This is a genomic window from Emticicia sp., from assembly GCF_043780375.1.
In the GTDB taxonomy this organism is placed as follows: Bacteria; Bacteroidota; Bacteroidia; order Cytophagales; family Spirosomataceae; genus Emticicia.
The window spans coordinates 1-12,293 of record NZ_JAYWCU010000136.1; the positions used below are offsets into that span (position 1 = coordinate 1).

13 protein-coding genes, 1 pseudogene and 1 CRISPR repeat array are annotated in these 12,293 nt (G+C 37.9%); of the genes and pseudogenes, 2 read left to right on the forward strand and 12 right to left on the reverse strand.

All coding sequences use genetic code 11. The features are described 5' to 3' along the window. The first annotated feature begins 87 nt into the window (after positions 1 to 87). Positions 88 to 316: a CRISPR direct-repeat array (repeat unit 30 nt; unit sequence ACTCCAATCGCACCTTTATGGAATTGAAAT). Between the two features lie 54 nt (positions 317 to 370). The 3 genes from ACH2CJ_RS10895 to ACH2CJ_RS10905 all read right to left on the reverse strand — a co-directional run bounded on the left by ACH2CJ_RS10895 (position 371) and on the right by ACH2CJ_RS10905 (position 3,527). Next, the gene (locus ACH2CJ_RS10895) at positions 371 to 496 is read right to left on the reverse strand and encodes a hypothetical protein (RefSeq protein WP_394992831.1); all 126 of its coding nucleotides are present in this window, start codon (positions 494 to 496) and stop codon (positions 371 to 373) included. A gap of 147 nt (positions 497 to 643) precedes the next feature. After that, positions 644 to 1,888, reverse strand: coding sequence for a 3-oxoadipyl-CoA thiolase (gene pcaF, locus ACH2CJ_RS10900; protein WP_394992832.1), 1,245 nt, complete (start codon positions 1,886 to 1,888; stop codon positions 644 to 646). A gap of 295 nt (positions 1,889 to 2,183) precedes the next feature. Then, positions 2,184 to 3,527: a 3-oxoacid CoA-transferase gene (locus ACH2CJ_RS10905; protein ID WP_394992833.1), complete on the reverse strand. Its 1,344-nt coding sequence runs from the start codon at positions 3,525 to 3,527 to the stop codon at positions 2,184 to 2,186. Between the two features lie 52 nt (positions 3,528 to 3,579). Between ACH2CJ_RS10905 and ACH2CJ_RS10910 the strand changes: the two genes are divergently transcribed. After that, positions 3,580 to 3,819, forward strand: coding sequence for a hypothetical protein (locus tag ACH2CJ_RS10910; RefSeq protein ID WP_394992834.1), 240 nt, complete (start codon positions 3,580 to 3,582; stop codon positions 3,817 to 3,819). 15 nt (positions 3,820 to 3,834) lie between these two features. Here ACH2CJ_RS10910 and ACH2CJ_RS10915 read toward each other — a convergent pair whose 3' ends face one another. From ACH2CJ_RS10915 to pcaH, 6 genes and pseudogenes are all read right to left on the reverse strand, one after another. After that, complete coding sequence (locus tag ACH2CJ_RS10915) at positions 3,835 to 5,013, reverse strand: 4-hydroxybenzoate 3-monooxygenase (protein ID WP_394992835.1); 1,179 nt, start codon at positions 5,011 to 5,013, stop codon at positions 3,835 to 3,837. Positions 5,014 to 5,015: 2 nt separating this feature from the next. Further along, complete coding sequence (gene pcaC / locus ACH2CJ_RS10920; RefSeq protein WP_394992842.1) at positions 5,016 to 5,414, reverse strand: 4-carboxymuconolactone decarboxylase; 399 nt, start codon at positions 5,412 to 5,414, stop codon at positions 5,016 to 5,018. A gap of 12 nt (positions 5,415 to 5,426) precedes the next feature. Next, a pseudogene (pcaD, locus tag ACH2CJ_RS10925) lies at positions 5,427 to 6,200 on the reverse strand (3-oxoadipate enol-lactonase); the annotation flags it as partial. After that, on the reverse strand, positions 6,197 to 7,507 hold the full coding sequence (gene pcaB / locus ACH2CJ_RS10930) for a 3-carboxy-cis,cis-muconate cycloisomerase (RefSeq protein WP_394992836.1): 1,311 nt from the start codon (positions 7,505 to 7,507) through the stop codon (positions 6,197 to 6,199). The pseudogene pcaD and the gene pcaB, both read right to left, overlap by 4 nt. A 64-nt stretch (positions 7,508 to 7,571) precedes the next feature. Further along, positions 7,572 to 8,096: a protocatechuate 3,4-dioxygenase subunit alpha gene (gene pcaG, locus ACH2CJ_RS10935; RefSeq protein WP_394992843.1), complete on the reverse strand. Its 525-nt coding sequence runs from the start codon at positions 8,094 to 8,096 to the stop codon at positions 7,572 to 7,574. A 118-nt stretch (positions 8,097 to 8,214) separates the two neighbouring features. Beyond that, on the reverse strand, positions 8,215 to 8,916 hold the full coding sequence (gene pcaH / locus ACH2CJ_RS10940; RefSeq protein WP_394992837.1) for a protocatechuate 3,4-dioxygenase subunit beta: 702 nt from the start codon (positions 8,914 to 8,916) through the stop codon (positions 8,215 to 8,217). 232 nt (positions 8,917 to 9,148) lie between these two features. Between pcaH and ACH2CJ_RS10945 the strand changes: the two genes are divergently transcribed. Continuing rightward, a complete protein-coding gene (locus tag ACH2CJ_RS10945) occupies positions 9,149 to 10,021 on the forward strand; it encodes a helix-turn-helix domain-containing protein (protein WP_394992838.1) in 873 nt (290 codons plus the stop codon). Here the strand turns inward: ACH2CJ_RS10945 and ACH2CJ_RS10950 are convergent. The 3 genes from ACH2CJ_RS10950 to ACH2CJ_RS10960 form a co-directional block, all read right to left on the reverse strand. Then, complete coding sequence (locus ACH2CJ_RS10950; RefSeq protein WP_394992839.1) at positions 10,018 to 10,917, reverse strand: helix-turn-helix domain-containing protein; 900 nt, start codon at positions 10,915 to 10,917, stop codon at positions 10,018 to 10,020. The two genes, ACH2CJ_RS10945 and ACH2CJ_RS10950, sit on opposite strands and share 4 nt — an antisense overlap. Positions 10,918 to 10,937: 20 nt before the next feature. Continuing rightward, the gene (locus tag ACH2CJ_RS10955) at positions 10,938 to 11,696 is read right to left on the reverse strand and encodes a cyclase family protein (RefSeq protein WP_394992840.1); all 759 of its coding nucleotides are present in this window, start codon (positions 11,694 to 11,696) and stop codon (positions 10,938 to 10,940) included. Positions 11,697 to 11,794: 98 nt separating this feature from the next. Beyond that, positions 11,795 to 12,293, reverse strand: a 499-nt coding sequence (locus ACH2CJ_RS10960; protein WP_394992841.1) for an SDR family NAD(P)-dependent oxidoreductase, incomplete at its 5' end; no start/stop codon positions are given.

Sequence of the window (12,293 nt, forward strand, 5' to 3'; positions counted from 1 at the left end):
GTAACTAAAGTTAGTAAGATGATTTGGCGTAACTTACTATAAATCAAGCACTTACAAGGTTTTCATGGTGCAATTGCCCGAAATGTGCAGCGAACCCCACCTTTATGGAATTGAAATAACATAGTATTCGACGTAAGAAGTTTTTGATAAATCACTCCAATCGCACCTTTATGGAATTGAAATATTTATTACGAAACCAAATAAACCAAGCTGAACAATACTCCAATCGCACCTTTATGGAATTGAAATACTGTTAAAAGATTGTGTTATAAGGCATCGTAAAGAACTCCAATCGCACCTTTATGGAATTGAAATTTTGTGGAGACGCAGGGACTACCGCCTTGCTTGCTTTGCTCTCAAATTGGGCTTGCTATTTGTAGAGAGTGGTACTTGAAATTTCGAGTTGGCGGCTGGCTTTACCAACACCATCTTTTTTCAATAATTGGAGTGCTTCTAATTTCTCAGTAATGCTCCAAGTGCGTCTGTGTTTGTTCATAATAACCGTAAATTTAATAAAACCGTGCGACGGTCGCTTCTTTTACGGAGATTTTGTCCAATTATTTAGGGGGTTGGGAAGAAAATAGCCACTTAATCGTTTCAATTAAGCGGCTATTTTTTGCTTTTATTCTACAAATCAGACATTTTACACTCTCTCAACAATCACAGCATAGCCCATGCCCACACCTACGCACATAGATGCAAGTGCATAACGTTTATTGGTTCTAATGAGTTGATTAACAGCCGCTTGTATGATACGAGTGCCTGACATTCCGAGTGGATGCCCGATGGCAATTGCTCCGCCATTTGGATTGATTCGTGCATCATCATCTGCCAAACCTAAGTTACGAGAAACTGCCAAACATTGAGCAGAAAAGGCTTCGTTAAACTCTATAACATCAATGTCATTGAGCGTTAAACCTGCTTTTTGTAAGGCTTTTTGCGTAGCTTCAACAGGTCCAATTCCCATGATGCGAGGCTCTACTCCTACAACTGCCGAAGATACAATTCTTGCTTTTGGAGTTAAATCATAGCTTTTTACGGCATTTTCAGAAGCTATAAACATGGCGGCAGCACCGTCGTTGAGTCCAGAAGCATTTCCTGCGGTTACTGTTCCACCTTCTTTTTTGAAAGAGGCTTTTAGCTTTGCTAAACCTTCCAAAGTAGAATTACCTTTAATAAATTCATCTTTCTCAAAAATCGTAATATTACCTTTTCTATCGGTGATTTCTACACCAATAATTTCTTCGCCCAAAATACCATCTTGCTGTGCTGCAAAAGCTTTTTGCTGTGAGCGAAGTGCAAATAAATCTTGGTCGTCTCGACTGATATTATACATTTCTGCCAAGTTTTCAGCCGTTACGCCCATTGCATCAGTACCGTACATTTTGTTCATCAAAGGATTGACAAAACGCCAGCCAAAACTCGAATCGAACAACTGCACATCGCCACCAAAAGGCTTAGATGATTTGCTCATAACCATAGGCCCACGAGTCATGTGTTCCATTCCTCCTGCAATAAAAACTTCGCCATCACCTGCTTTGATGGCACGATTGGCATGAACAATCGCCGACATTCCCGACGAACATAAACGATTGACGGTTTCGCCAGGAATTGTGTGAGGTAATCCTGCCAAAAGCAAAGCCATTCGAGCAACATTTCGGTTGTCTTCTCCCGCTTGATTATGACAACCCAAAATCACATCTTCGATTATTTCGAGTGGAATATTTGGGTTACGTTTGATTAATTCTTTTATAGGAATTGCCGCCAAATCATCGGCACGGACGGGCGATAAACTTCCACCAAAAGTGCCAATTGGCGTGCGGATTGCATCTATTATGTATGATTCCAGCCCCCTGCCCCCCGATGTGGGAATACTGATTTGATTCATATTCTTTATTTATTCTATAAAATCTAAATAGTTTTCTTTTGTTATATTAGACTTGTTGCGATAAAAGATTATTTGTTTAAAAATAGGCATTTTTTGATTGATTGAGGCTTAAAGTTGAGTCCATAGCAGAGCTATGGACGAAATTTTAAACGAAAAGCAATCGGAAAATGCCTTGATCTTATAAATCAAAACTTCCATCGCAACAAGTCTAATGCTAAAAGTGTCATCAAATTGACAAAACTTAGCTAAATACCGTCAATATACTGACTCAATTTAGCTAATTTCAGTCAGTACATTAAATTTTCACATCAAACTCAGCACTTGTTTTAGCTTTTACGTCTTCCAAAGTTGCATTGGGCATTAAGCCAATAAGTGTTAATTTGTCATTTGGATAAGTAAAAACTGCCAAATCGGTAATAATCATGCTCACAACGCACGAAGCCGTCAAAGGCAATACGCACGAAGGTACGATTTTTGGCGAACCATCAGAATTTGTATGTGTCATCGTAATGATGAGTCGCTTTGCTCCTTTTGCCAAATCCATTGCACCTCCCACACCCAAAAGGGGTTTTCCTGGCACTGCCCAGTTTGCCAAATTTGCAGACTCATCACATTCCAAACCGCCCATAATTGCTACGTCGATATGTCCTCCACGAATCATGGCAAACGACTCGGCACTATCAAAATAGCTGCTTCCTTGCAATGGCGTTACAGGTATTTTGCCTGCATTGACAGGATAATTCATTGCTCCACCACCATCAGTTGGTACTGGGCCTACACCCAACATTCCGTTTTCGGTATGTAAAATAATTCCGTGTTCTTCGGTGATTAAATCGGCTACCAAAGTTGGAATTCCGATGCCCAAATTTACAACATCGCCTTTTTTCAGTTCTTGCAATGCACGTTTTGCCATGTTCATACGCACTTCATCAGCCTTTTTTGACGACGAAACCGATGCAGAAGTGCCTAAATCTTCAAGCGTAAGGGTTGCTTGTACCAAATAATCTACAAAACAACCTTGTGTATGCACATTTTCTGGGGCAATTTCGCCAACTGGTACAATTTCTTCGACTTCCGCAATGACCAAATCGGCAGCAGTTGCCATTGCTTTATTGAAATTATTTTCGGTCATGCGATATTGCAAATTTCCTGCGGTATCCGCACGCCAAGCACGAATAAAAGCTACATTTCCTCTAATACCTTTGATGAAAACTTGCTCTACACCATCAATGATTTTGGTTTCTCGGCCTTCGGCGATTTTTGTTCCTGCTGATGTTGGGGTATAAAATCCACCAATGCCCGCACCACCTGCACGAATGGCTTCTGCCAATGTGCCCTGTGGTAAAAGTTCGGCTTCAACCAAACCTGCTTGCACGGCTTTTACGGCATTTGGATTGGATGTAAAAAATGAACCTATTATTTTTTTGAGTTGTCCATTTGCCAAAAGTCTATCTCCGCCCAAACCTGGCTCACCAGTATTATTTCCAATAAAAGTAAGGTTTTTCGTGTCAGTTTCTGCCAAAGCGTGCATCAAATGTACAGGATTTCCTGTCATTCCAAAGCCACCTTGTAGTAAAACGTCGCCGTCTTTGACCATTGCAACGGCAGTTTTTAAATCAATAATAGGAACTTGTTTCATTAAATATTTTGTTTTCGATTTAATTTCGATAAATCAGTAAAAAAATAAAATTATGGTTAGCTATCGTCCTTTTGATGAAGTGATAGACTTCATTATTTCATCGCCTGACCCTCAAAAAGTATTAGACTTTCGTCCCTCTTCTACACTTCAAGATAGGGTTGAAGATTTGGTTTATAAGAAGAAAACATCAGAGCTAAATTTAGATGAAATTGCTGAATTGGAACGCTATTTACTTATTGACCATATCATGATTATGGCAAAAAAAAGAGCAAAAAAGTCTTTATCTGGATAAGAGATAGAAATTAATCTACTCAAACGCCTCAAACGGTAATCCAACATAATTTTCGGCAATGGTTTTTTGATAGGCTTCTGATATTCTTAAATAATCAAATTTTGATTTCTGTAATAATTGCTCAAAACTGCCACTTTCTGCTTGTTTATGGCATAAATAAGTCATGAAATTTGAAAAATCTTGTACTCTCCAAACTCTTGCTACACATTTTTTAGAGTAATTGTCAAGTAATTCTTCGTTGTTATTTTTATAAAAATCAGTAATTCCTTTTGCTAAATTTCGTACGTCTGCCACTGCCAAATTTAAGCCTTTTGCCCCTGTTGGTGGTACAATATGAGCGGCATCACCTGCCAAAAACAATCGCCCAGCTTGCATATTATCAATCATAAAACTACGCATTGGCGTGATGCTTTTTTCAAAGATTTCTCCTTTATTGAGTGCTATACCGAGGCGATTTTCGAGTTCTGCCCAAACTTTCTCATCCGACCAGTTTTCTATTTTTTCATCGTTAGGAACTTGTAAATATAATCGACAAACTTTTTCAGAACGCATACTTGCAAGTGCAAAACCTTCGTGATGAAAAGCGTAAATCAATTCATCATAACTGGGTTTTGAATATGCTAAAATTCCTAACCAACTGAAGGGATATTCAATCTTGAATTCGTTGTAAGATTCTTTGGGCAAAGTTTTTCTACCTATTCCATGAAAACCATCTGTTCCTGCTACAAAATCACAGTTTAAAGTGTTGTTTTCTCCACTATGAGTAAACGAAATACTTGGTTTTTCGGTCATAAAATCATTGATTTCGGTAGCATCTGCCTCAAAAACAATTTCAATTTTTCTGTCAAAACATACTTTAATGAGGTCTTTTACAACTTCTTGCTGCCCATAAATTGTTACTTCTCTTTGCGTATGTTTCTGAAAATCAATGCGTTGCGTAACGCCATTATAAGCAATATAACAACCATGATGCACCAAGCCTTCTCGGTGTAAACGTTCCGAAACGCCTAATTTATCAAAAACTTCTACTGTATTATGTTCTAAAAGTCCTGCACGAATACGATTTTCGACATACTCACGGCTACGGTTTTCTATGATAATCGAACTTATTCCTTCTTTTTGCAGCATCAAAGCAAGCGTTAACCCTGCGGGCCCAGCTCCGATTATTCCAACTTGAGTTTTGATATTTTTCATTTTCAAAAATTAATCCCTAATTCCTTAATCACTTCTTCGGCCGCATGAATCGCTTCATTAGCGGCTGGAAGTCCACAATACAAAGCCGATTGCATAATAACCTCTTTGATTTCGTCAACCGTTACGCCATTATTGAAGGCTGCTTTAAAGTGAATTTTCAATTCCGCAGGTCTATTCAAGGCAATCAACATTGCCATTGTAATCAGGCTACGGTTATGCTTTGAAAGATTGGGTCTTGTCCAGATTTCGCCCCAAGCATAATTTGTTATAAACGACTGAAAATCAACATTAAAGTCATTGATTTTGGTATTTGCATGGTCAACGTGAGCATCACCTAAAACAGTTCGGCGGACGTGCATTCCTCTGTCAAAAGTAGCCCCCTTACCCCCAGAGGGTGAAATAAAAAAGGAAATTAATACTTCGGCATATTCTTTGGGTAATTCGGTAGCGGCTAAATGTCGTGCATGAAGCACTTTTAATGTTGCATTCGGAATACGATTAACTAAGAATTCTGCTTGCTCAATATTTGTTACAGGGTCTTCATCGCCTGTAATCACTAAGGTTTCGACCGAAAGTATATCTAATTTTTCTCTAAAATCTGCATCACGAATGGCACAACAACAATTTGAATAGCCTTGCACATCACTACGCAAAAACATGGCGTGAGTTTTGGCAACTCGCTCTGGATTTTGTTTTCTGAAATCTACGGTAAACCAACGCTCCATCGTATCATCAACGATAGCTTTCATACCGTGTTTGGCAATCGTTTCGATACGACCATTCCAACGCTCATCATTGCCGATTTTTGCTCCTGTATTGCTCAAAACAATCTTTTTGAAGCGATTTGGGTGATTTATCCCAAGCCATTGCCCAATCAAACCTCCCATCGAAAGACCACAGAAATATGCAGTTTCGATGTTTAATTCATTCATTAAATTGATTACGTCATTGCCGAGTAAAGCTATCGAATAACCTTCACTGTTGATGTTGTTTTTTGAACCGCCATGCCCACGAGCATCGTACTGTAATACTCTGAAATAGGGCAAAAGATAAGGAATCAATTTATCCCACATCATCATTTCTGACCCTAATGAATTGGATAATATCAGCACTGGGCTGTTGGGTGTTCCTTGTATTTTGTAAGCCAAACCCACCCCGATAGGGAGGGCTTTATTAGTATTTTTCATTTTATTATTTCTAAAATTTCATCAATAATTTCTAAGCTATTGCCAATCGAATTTTCTGGTTTGAATAATTCATCCAAATTTTCAATATCGAGATTCATTTCTTCAAGAACCTCTTTCAAGTGTTTTTGCTGAGAAATGGCTAATTTACAAGCTTTTTCGACTAATTCATGGGCATTGATTTTGCCTATTTTTTTGGCGAGTGCCAACGAAACATTTTCGGCATAAATCAGTCCTTTGGTCAGTTCAAGGTTTTGAAGCATTCTCTTTTCGTCCACTTCTAAGCCTTCGATTAACTCTATACTTCGCTCAATACTTCCTGCCGTAAGCATCATTATTTCGCTCAAAACTTCCCATTCTGAATGCCATAAACCAGCCGACCGCTCGTGTTCCTGGGGCATTGCGGCAAACATCGTGGCTACCAAATTCGGAATTCTGTTGGCATTCGCCAAAATAGCGGCACAAGTTACGGGGTTTCGTTTGTGGGGCATCGTGCTTGAACCGCCTTTGCCTTCTCCTGCACCTTCAAATACTTCACCGACTTCGGTTTGCATCATCAATGATACATCTTTGGCGATTTTACCGAGCGATTGGTTCAATAATCCAAAAACTGATGCTGCCTCAACCAAATTATCACGGTTTGATTGCCACGAAAAAGAAGGTTTTAGGTCTAAAATATCAGCCAAGCTTTGTTGAACCGCCTTTGATAAATTGCTATTTCCGCTACCAACTGCTCCGCCCAACTGAATAACCAACACTCGTTTTTGCGTATTTTTCATTCGCTCTTTGGTTCGCTCAATGCTTTGCAACCAACCCGCAGTTTTTAGTCCCAACGTAATCGGGCGAGCTTGTTGCAAAAGTGTTCGTCCAATCATCAAGGTTTGGCGGTGTTTATGAGTAGTTGCGGTCAGTAAAGCTAAAAGTTCGACCAATTTATTATTGAGCCAATACCAATATTCTTGCATCTGTAAAACCGTAGCCGTATCAACAACATCTTGGCTGGTTGCCCCCAAATGCACATATTTTGAAGCCTCAACGTCGTTATTCTTTACGATTCTTGTCAATTGCTTTACAAGCGGAATGGCAGCATTTCCACCCAATTTTATTTCAGATTTAAGCTTATCTAAATCAATAAAATCTACTCGGCAGCAATTATCAATTATTTCAGCAGATTGCTGCGAAATAATGCCATTTTCTGCCTGTGCCAAAGCCAAAGCCCCTTCAAAACGAAGCATTTCGGCTAAACTCTGTCGCTCAGAAAATAGCTCATTGATGGTTTTACTATAAAAATATTCTGAATATAAAAACATAAATATTTACGAGTGACGAATTAAGATTTACGAATAAAGTGGTAAAAAACACTTGTTTTCTTTCTTAAATTTCAAAAAATACAGTTTCGTTTTCGCCTTGCATATTGATATTAAACTCATATAAATTACCCTTTTTCTCGGCAATCAAGGTATGTTTTCTATCAGTAGGTATTGAATTCAAAACTTCATCAGTTTCATTTTGAGTTGCTTCATCTGAGAAATAAATGCGGGTATATGAATGGATTAATTGCCCACGCATAAAAACAATTACCGAAAGATAGGGGGCTTGGCCATTGACCGAAATCGGCTTTAAGGTATGAAAAATAAAGCGATTTTGAGCATCTGTGCCTGTGCCAAAACGCCCAAAAAGTTGATTTTCTCCATCATTTTGCCAAATTTCTATCATGGCATCAGGAATGACAGCACCGTCGCCATCAAATACTTTCCCAATAATTGTTATTGAATCTTCATGCTCAATCGGGCTAACTATTTGATTATCAACCAATTGCTTGAAATCGTATAAGTATTGTTCAGGCGTAAGACCATAAGCGAAGTATGGGCCGACGGTTTGAGAAGGGGTTTGAAGCACAGCCCCCTGCCCCCCAGAGGGAGAAATATATTGCTGATTTATTATTTTATTTTCCATAATTGTCAAAATGATTAGATAAATTCCCCCATCGGGGGCTGGGGCAACCGTCGCTAAGGAGCTATTCAAAAGGTGTTGCGTTGTTTCCTCTTAGTACAAAATCGAAGCGATAGCCTAAGGCAAAACTTTCTTCGGTTATACCTAAATCGAATTTTGAAATCAATAATTCTCGTCCTTTTGGTGGAACACTCAGAAAAATTGGGTCGTATTGCAATAATGGGTCGCCAGGGAAATACATTTGCGTAACCAAACGATTGGTAATATTTGCACCGAATAACGAAAAATGTATGTGATTTGGTCGCCAAGCGTTATAATGATTTCCCCACGGATACGCACCAGGCTTGATGGTATAAAACTTATAGTTTCCTTCGGCATTGGTCATGCAACGACCTGCACCCAAAAAATTAGTATCGAGCGGAGCATCATGCTGGTCAACTTTATGTACGTATCTGCCGCACGAATTTGCTTGCCAAATTTCTATCAAAGTGTTTGGTATTGGCTGACCGTTTTCGTTCATTACTTTTCCATGAACCACAATTCTTTCGCCCAAAGGTTCGCCATTTACAATAGCATTTTTGGTAAGGTCATGGTCAAATTTTCCTAAATTAAAATCACCAAAAACTGGGCCTGTCAATTCAGAAAGTGATTGTTTTAAAATCACTAAGGGTTTTGTTGGAGCTCTAAGAATCGTTGCTTTGTATTCGGGGGCTAAGTACGCAGGTTGTACATCACGGTCGAATTGGTTATAGATGATTTGACTCATTAGATTGAATGTTTTATTTCAACAAAGGTATCGTAATCGTTAAAATTAATCTTGGATAAAATAAAATATTACTTGCATAAAACAAACATAAAATAATTTACGACTTACGATTTTAGATTTACGATTGGTTTATATTTACCTGTTAGTCAATCTTTTAGATAAAAAAATGTATTAATAATATACAAAGTTAGTATATTTACAAACATTTTATGCAACTATTTTCAAACATAGCATGAAAAAGGATTTAATACAATTCAAAGGACTTTATGGCGATAATCAAAGCGTTTTTTTGCCTAATTTCATTCACCATGAGCCGCTCGAAACTCGCAGTAAAATGTATGATTGGGAAATAAAAGACCATTTGCATACTGACCTTTTTCAGCTTTTTATCATCACTGAAGGCGAAGGAATTATTGTTTCGGAAAACAAAGAATTTCGGCTTATAAGTCCTTGCATCATTATGATTCCGACAAATACCATTCACGGATTTATATTTCAACCCAACGTAAAAGGTGAAGTGATTACATTTTCAGAGTCATTTTTGGAGAATATTTTCAAGGCTTCGCCCAAAATATTAATCGAAATTATGAAGTTTAAACAGTTGAGTTTTGATGAAAATACTGACTTATTCGAGCAAATTGGTTTTCATAAAGACCAATTTTTGAAAGAATTATTAGAAGAAAATCCAGAGAAACAAATGGTTGTACAGTTGCAATTTCAGATATTTTTTATTCAATTATATAGATTTAGTATTTCGCAAGCAAGTAGCATTGATTCGTCCGATAATCGAACTTTAAAGTATTTTCAGGAGTTTCAGCGGAGTATCAAGCAGTCTATTACCGAAACAAAACCTATCAATATTTATGCAAAAGAGTTGAATATCACGGCGGTTCACCTCAACCGTATTTGCAATGCTTTGGTACAAAAATCTGCCTTACAAATTGTGCAGGAATACCTAATTGCAGAAGCAAAAAAGTATTTGCTTAATACAAATTACTCGATTTCGGAGGTTTCGTATTTGCTCAATTTCAAAGACCCTGCCTATTTTACAAGGCTATTTAAGAAACAAACTGGCGTTTCGCCGAGCGATTTTCGGAAGAATTAAGATTGATATTCTTTTGGAGTCATGCCCGTATGGGTTTTGAAAAAGCGGGCAAAATTACTTGAAGTTTGGTTACACAATTTGACAGCAATTTCAGAAATATGCAGATTTGAGTATTTCAGCAATGATTTTGCCTCCATAATCAACATTTCATTGAGCAAATCTTGGGCAGTTTTATTGGTCGTTTGTTTGATACATTTATTCAAATGGTTGGCAGTTACGCTTAATAAATCGGCATAATCGCTTACTTTTTGTTTTTGATGAATGTGTTGTGTTAAAAAATTTTTGTATTGATGCGTTACGATTGCAGAAGAGTTTTTATTCGTGTGTTTTTCTATGATAGCATATTTTTTCACTTCGGTCAGCAAAACCAATAAATAATAGCCAACCAAACTCAATTCTTGTTTTCTTAAATCTTTGTAAAGCTCATCTAAACGTTCAAAAATATTTAAAAATGTTTTTTGAGTTTTCAACGGAACTGTAACAATTGGATTGGCAAGAAAATCAAGAAAAGGAAAATCTTTTAAAACATGACTGAGCGATAATGTACGAAAAATTTCATCATCAAAATGCAAAAAATACCCTTCGGCATCTTCGCTCATGCACTCATGCGAAGTAATTTGATTGGCAGGAAGAAAGAAAAATTGATTTCCTGTGAAAGTATATCGGCTGAGTCCCTTGCTTCGAGTAGAACTTCCTTTGGTCAAGAAAATTAAATCGAACACAGTTTTTCGATGGGGAGGCAACGGAAAGATTAACTTTTCGTGCATCCCCTCCAAACGATTGATATGGAATAAACTATGACTATCTGAAAAAGGGAATTGCCATTTGGTATTACCAAAATGAAAATCATCGAGACTACTTATCTCAAGCAGTGGTACTTTTTCGGGTTTATTCATTGTATTATTCTGACAATAAGTTAGTCTTCAATAATCGCTACGGCACGAGTCCAACCTGCACTTGCACCTTTGATTTTTGCAGGAAAACAAGCTACTTTGAAGCCAAAAGGTGGTAATTGGTCAAGATTTGCCAATTTTTCGATTTGACAATATTCTTTTTCAATTCCCACATAATGTGCTTGCCAAATTACGCCTGGACGTGGATTTGCCTTATAATCGGCCGCCTGAATATGCAACGGAATATCCCAACCCCAACCGTCGGTTCCCATAACTTTTATGCCTTGGTCGATTAACCAATGCGTAGCTTTAGCCGATGCTCCTACGTGGATTTTTACAAAATCCGCATCATGGATTCGCTTGTCAGCATCACAACGAATAAGCACAATATCGAAAGGTTTTATGGTATAATTGATAGCTGCGAGTTTTTCAATCAAATCTTCGGTCTCGAACATATAGCCGTCGGGTTTGTCGGTAAAATCAAGCACCACGCCATCATGAAAAAACCAATCAAGTGGCATTTCATCAATCGTGCGAGAAGGTTTTCCTTCGCAAGTTGGGTAATAATGATAAGGTGCATCAACGTGCGTGCCGCAATGAGAAGTAACAGTTAATACCTCACCAGCAGGTCCATTATCATTAATAAAACAATCGGTCATGCCACCAAAAAGCATTGCACCTATTTTTTTTGCCCCTTCTTTATGTCCTTCATATTCGATTTTGGTGGACATTGGTTCTTTTATTTCTTCCGAAATTGTTACTGATATGTCTATAATTTTCACTTCGTTAATGTTTTTTATTTTTTGTTTATTCAATCCGTAGAGACGTTACATGTAACGTCTGAAGCGACCCAGTCCTTACAACCGATGCTCACTGATAATTATTTCAATAATCGCCCGCCATCAACCGTAATAATATTGCCTGTTGAAAAAGTTAGTTGCGTGGCTACTGCAAAAACGGCATTAGCTACATCTTCGCCCATTGCAAAACGTCCCAAAGGTGTATTATCCATTTGATTTTTCAGGAAAGTTGGGTCGAAAGTTTTGGTATATTCTCCTTCCACAAAACCTGGCGAAACCGACACAACTCTGATTTTTGGTGCTAAAGCTCTTGCCAATGAGCGAGTCATTGAATCAATGGCAGCTTTTGAGGCACAATAGGCAACATTTGAGCCGATTCCGTAAATTCCTGCTATTGATGAAATATTAACTATCAAAGCCGTTTTTTCAGCAGTTTGCATCAATAAATCTTTCATCGCTCGACACATTGCAAAACTTCCTCGAAAGTTGGTTTGCATGATTTTATCTATCCATTCATCAGTCAAAGCATCTAAATCGTGGTGTGGAACTGGTGTTGTAATTTTTGCATTATTGACCAAA

Excerpts from the sequence above, each read along its gene's own strand:
- ACH2CJ_RS10945 (WP_394992838.1), top strand. The coding sequence starts at position 9,149 with ATGAAAAAGGATTTAATACAATTCAAAGGACTTTATGGCGATAATCAA.
- ACH2CJ_RS10950 (WP_394992839.1), bottom strand. The coding sequence starts at position 10,917 with ATGAATAAACCCGAAAAAGTACCACTGCTTGAGATAAGTAGTCTCGAT.
- ACH2CJ_RS10905 (WP_394992833.1), bottom strand. The coding sequence starts at position 3,527 with ATGAAACAAGTTCCTATTATTGATTTAAAAACTGCCGTTGCAATGGTC.
- pcaF (WP_394992832.1), bottom strand. The coding sequence starts at position 1,888 with ATGAATCAAATCAGTATTCCCACATCGGGGGGCAGGGGGCTGGAATCA.
- ACH2CJ_RS10895 (WP_394992831.1), bottom strand. The coding sequence starts at position 496 with ATGAACAAACACAGACGCACTTGGAGCATTACTGAGAAATTAGAAGCA.
- pcaB (WP_394992836.1), bottom strand. The coding sequence starts at position 7,507 with ATGTTTTTATATTCAGAATATTTTTATAGTAAAACCATCAATGAGCTA.
- ACH2CJ_RS10910 (WP_394992834.1), top strand. The coding sequence starts at position 3,580 with ATGGTTAGCTATCGTCCTTTTGATGAAGTGATAGACTTCATTATTTCA.
- pcaH (WP_394992837.1), bottom strand. The coding sequence starts at position 8,916 with ATGAGTCAAATCATCTATAACCAATTCGACCGTGATGTACAACCTGCG.
- ACH2CJ_RS10915 (WP_394992835.1), bottom strand. The coding sequence starts at position 5,013 with ATGAAAAATATCAAAACTCAAGTTGGAATAATCGGAGCTGGGCCCGCA.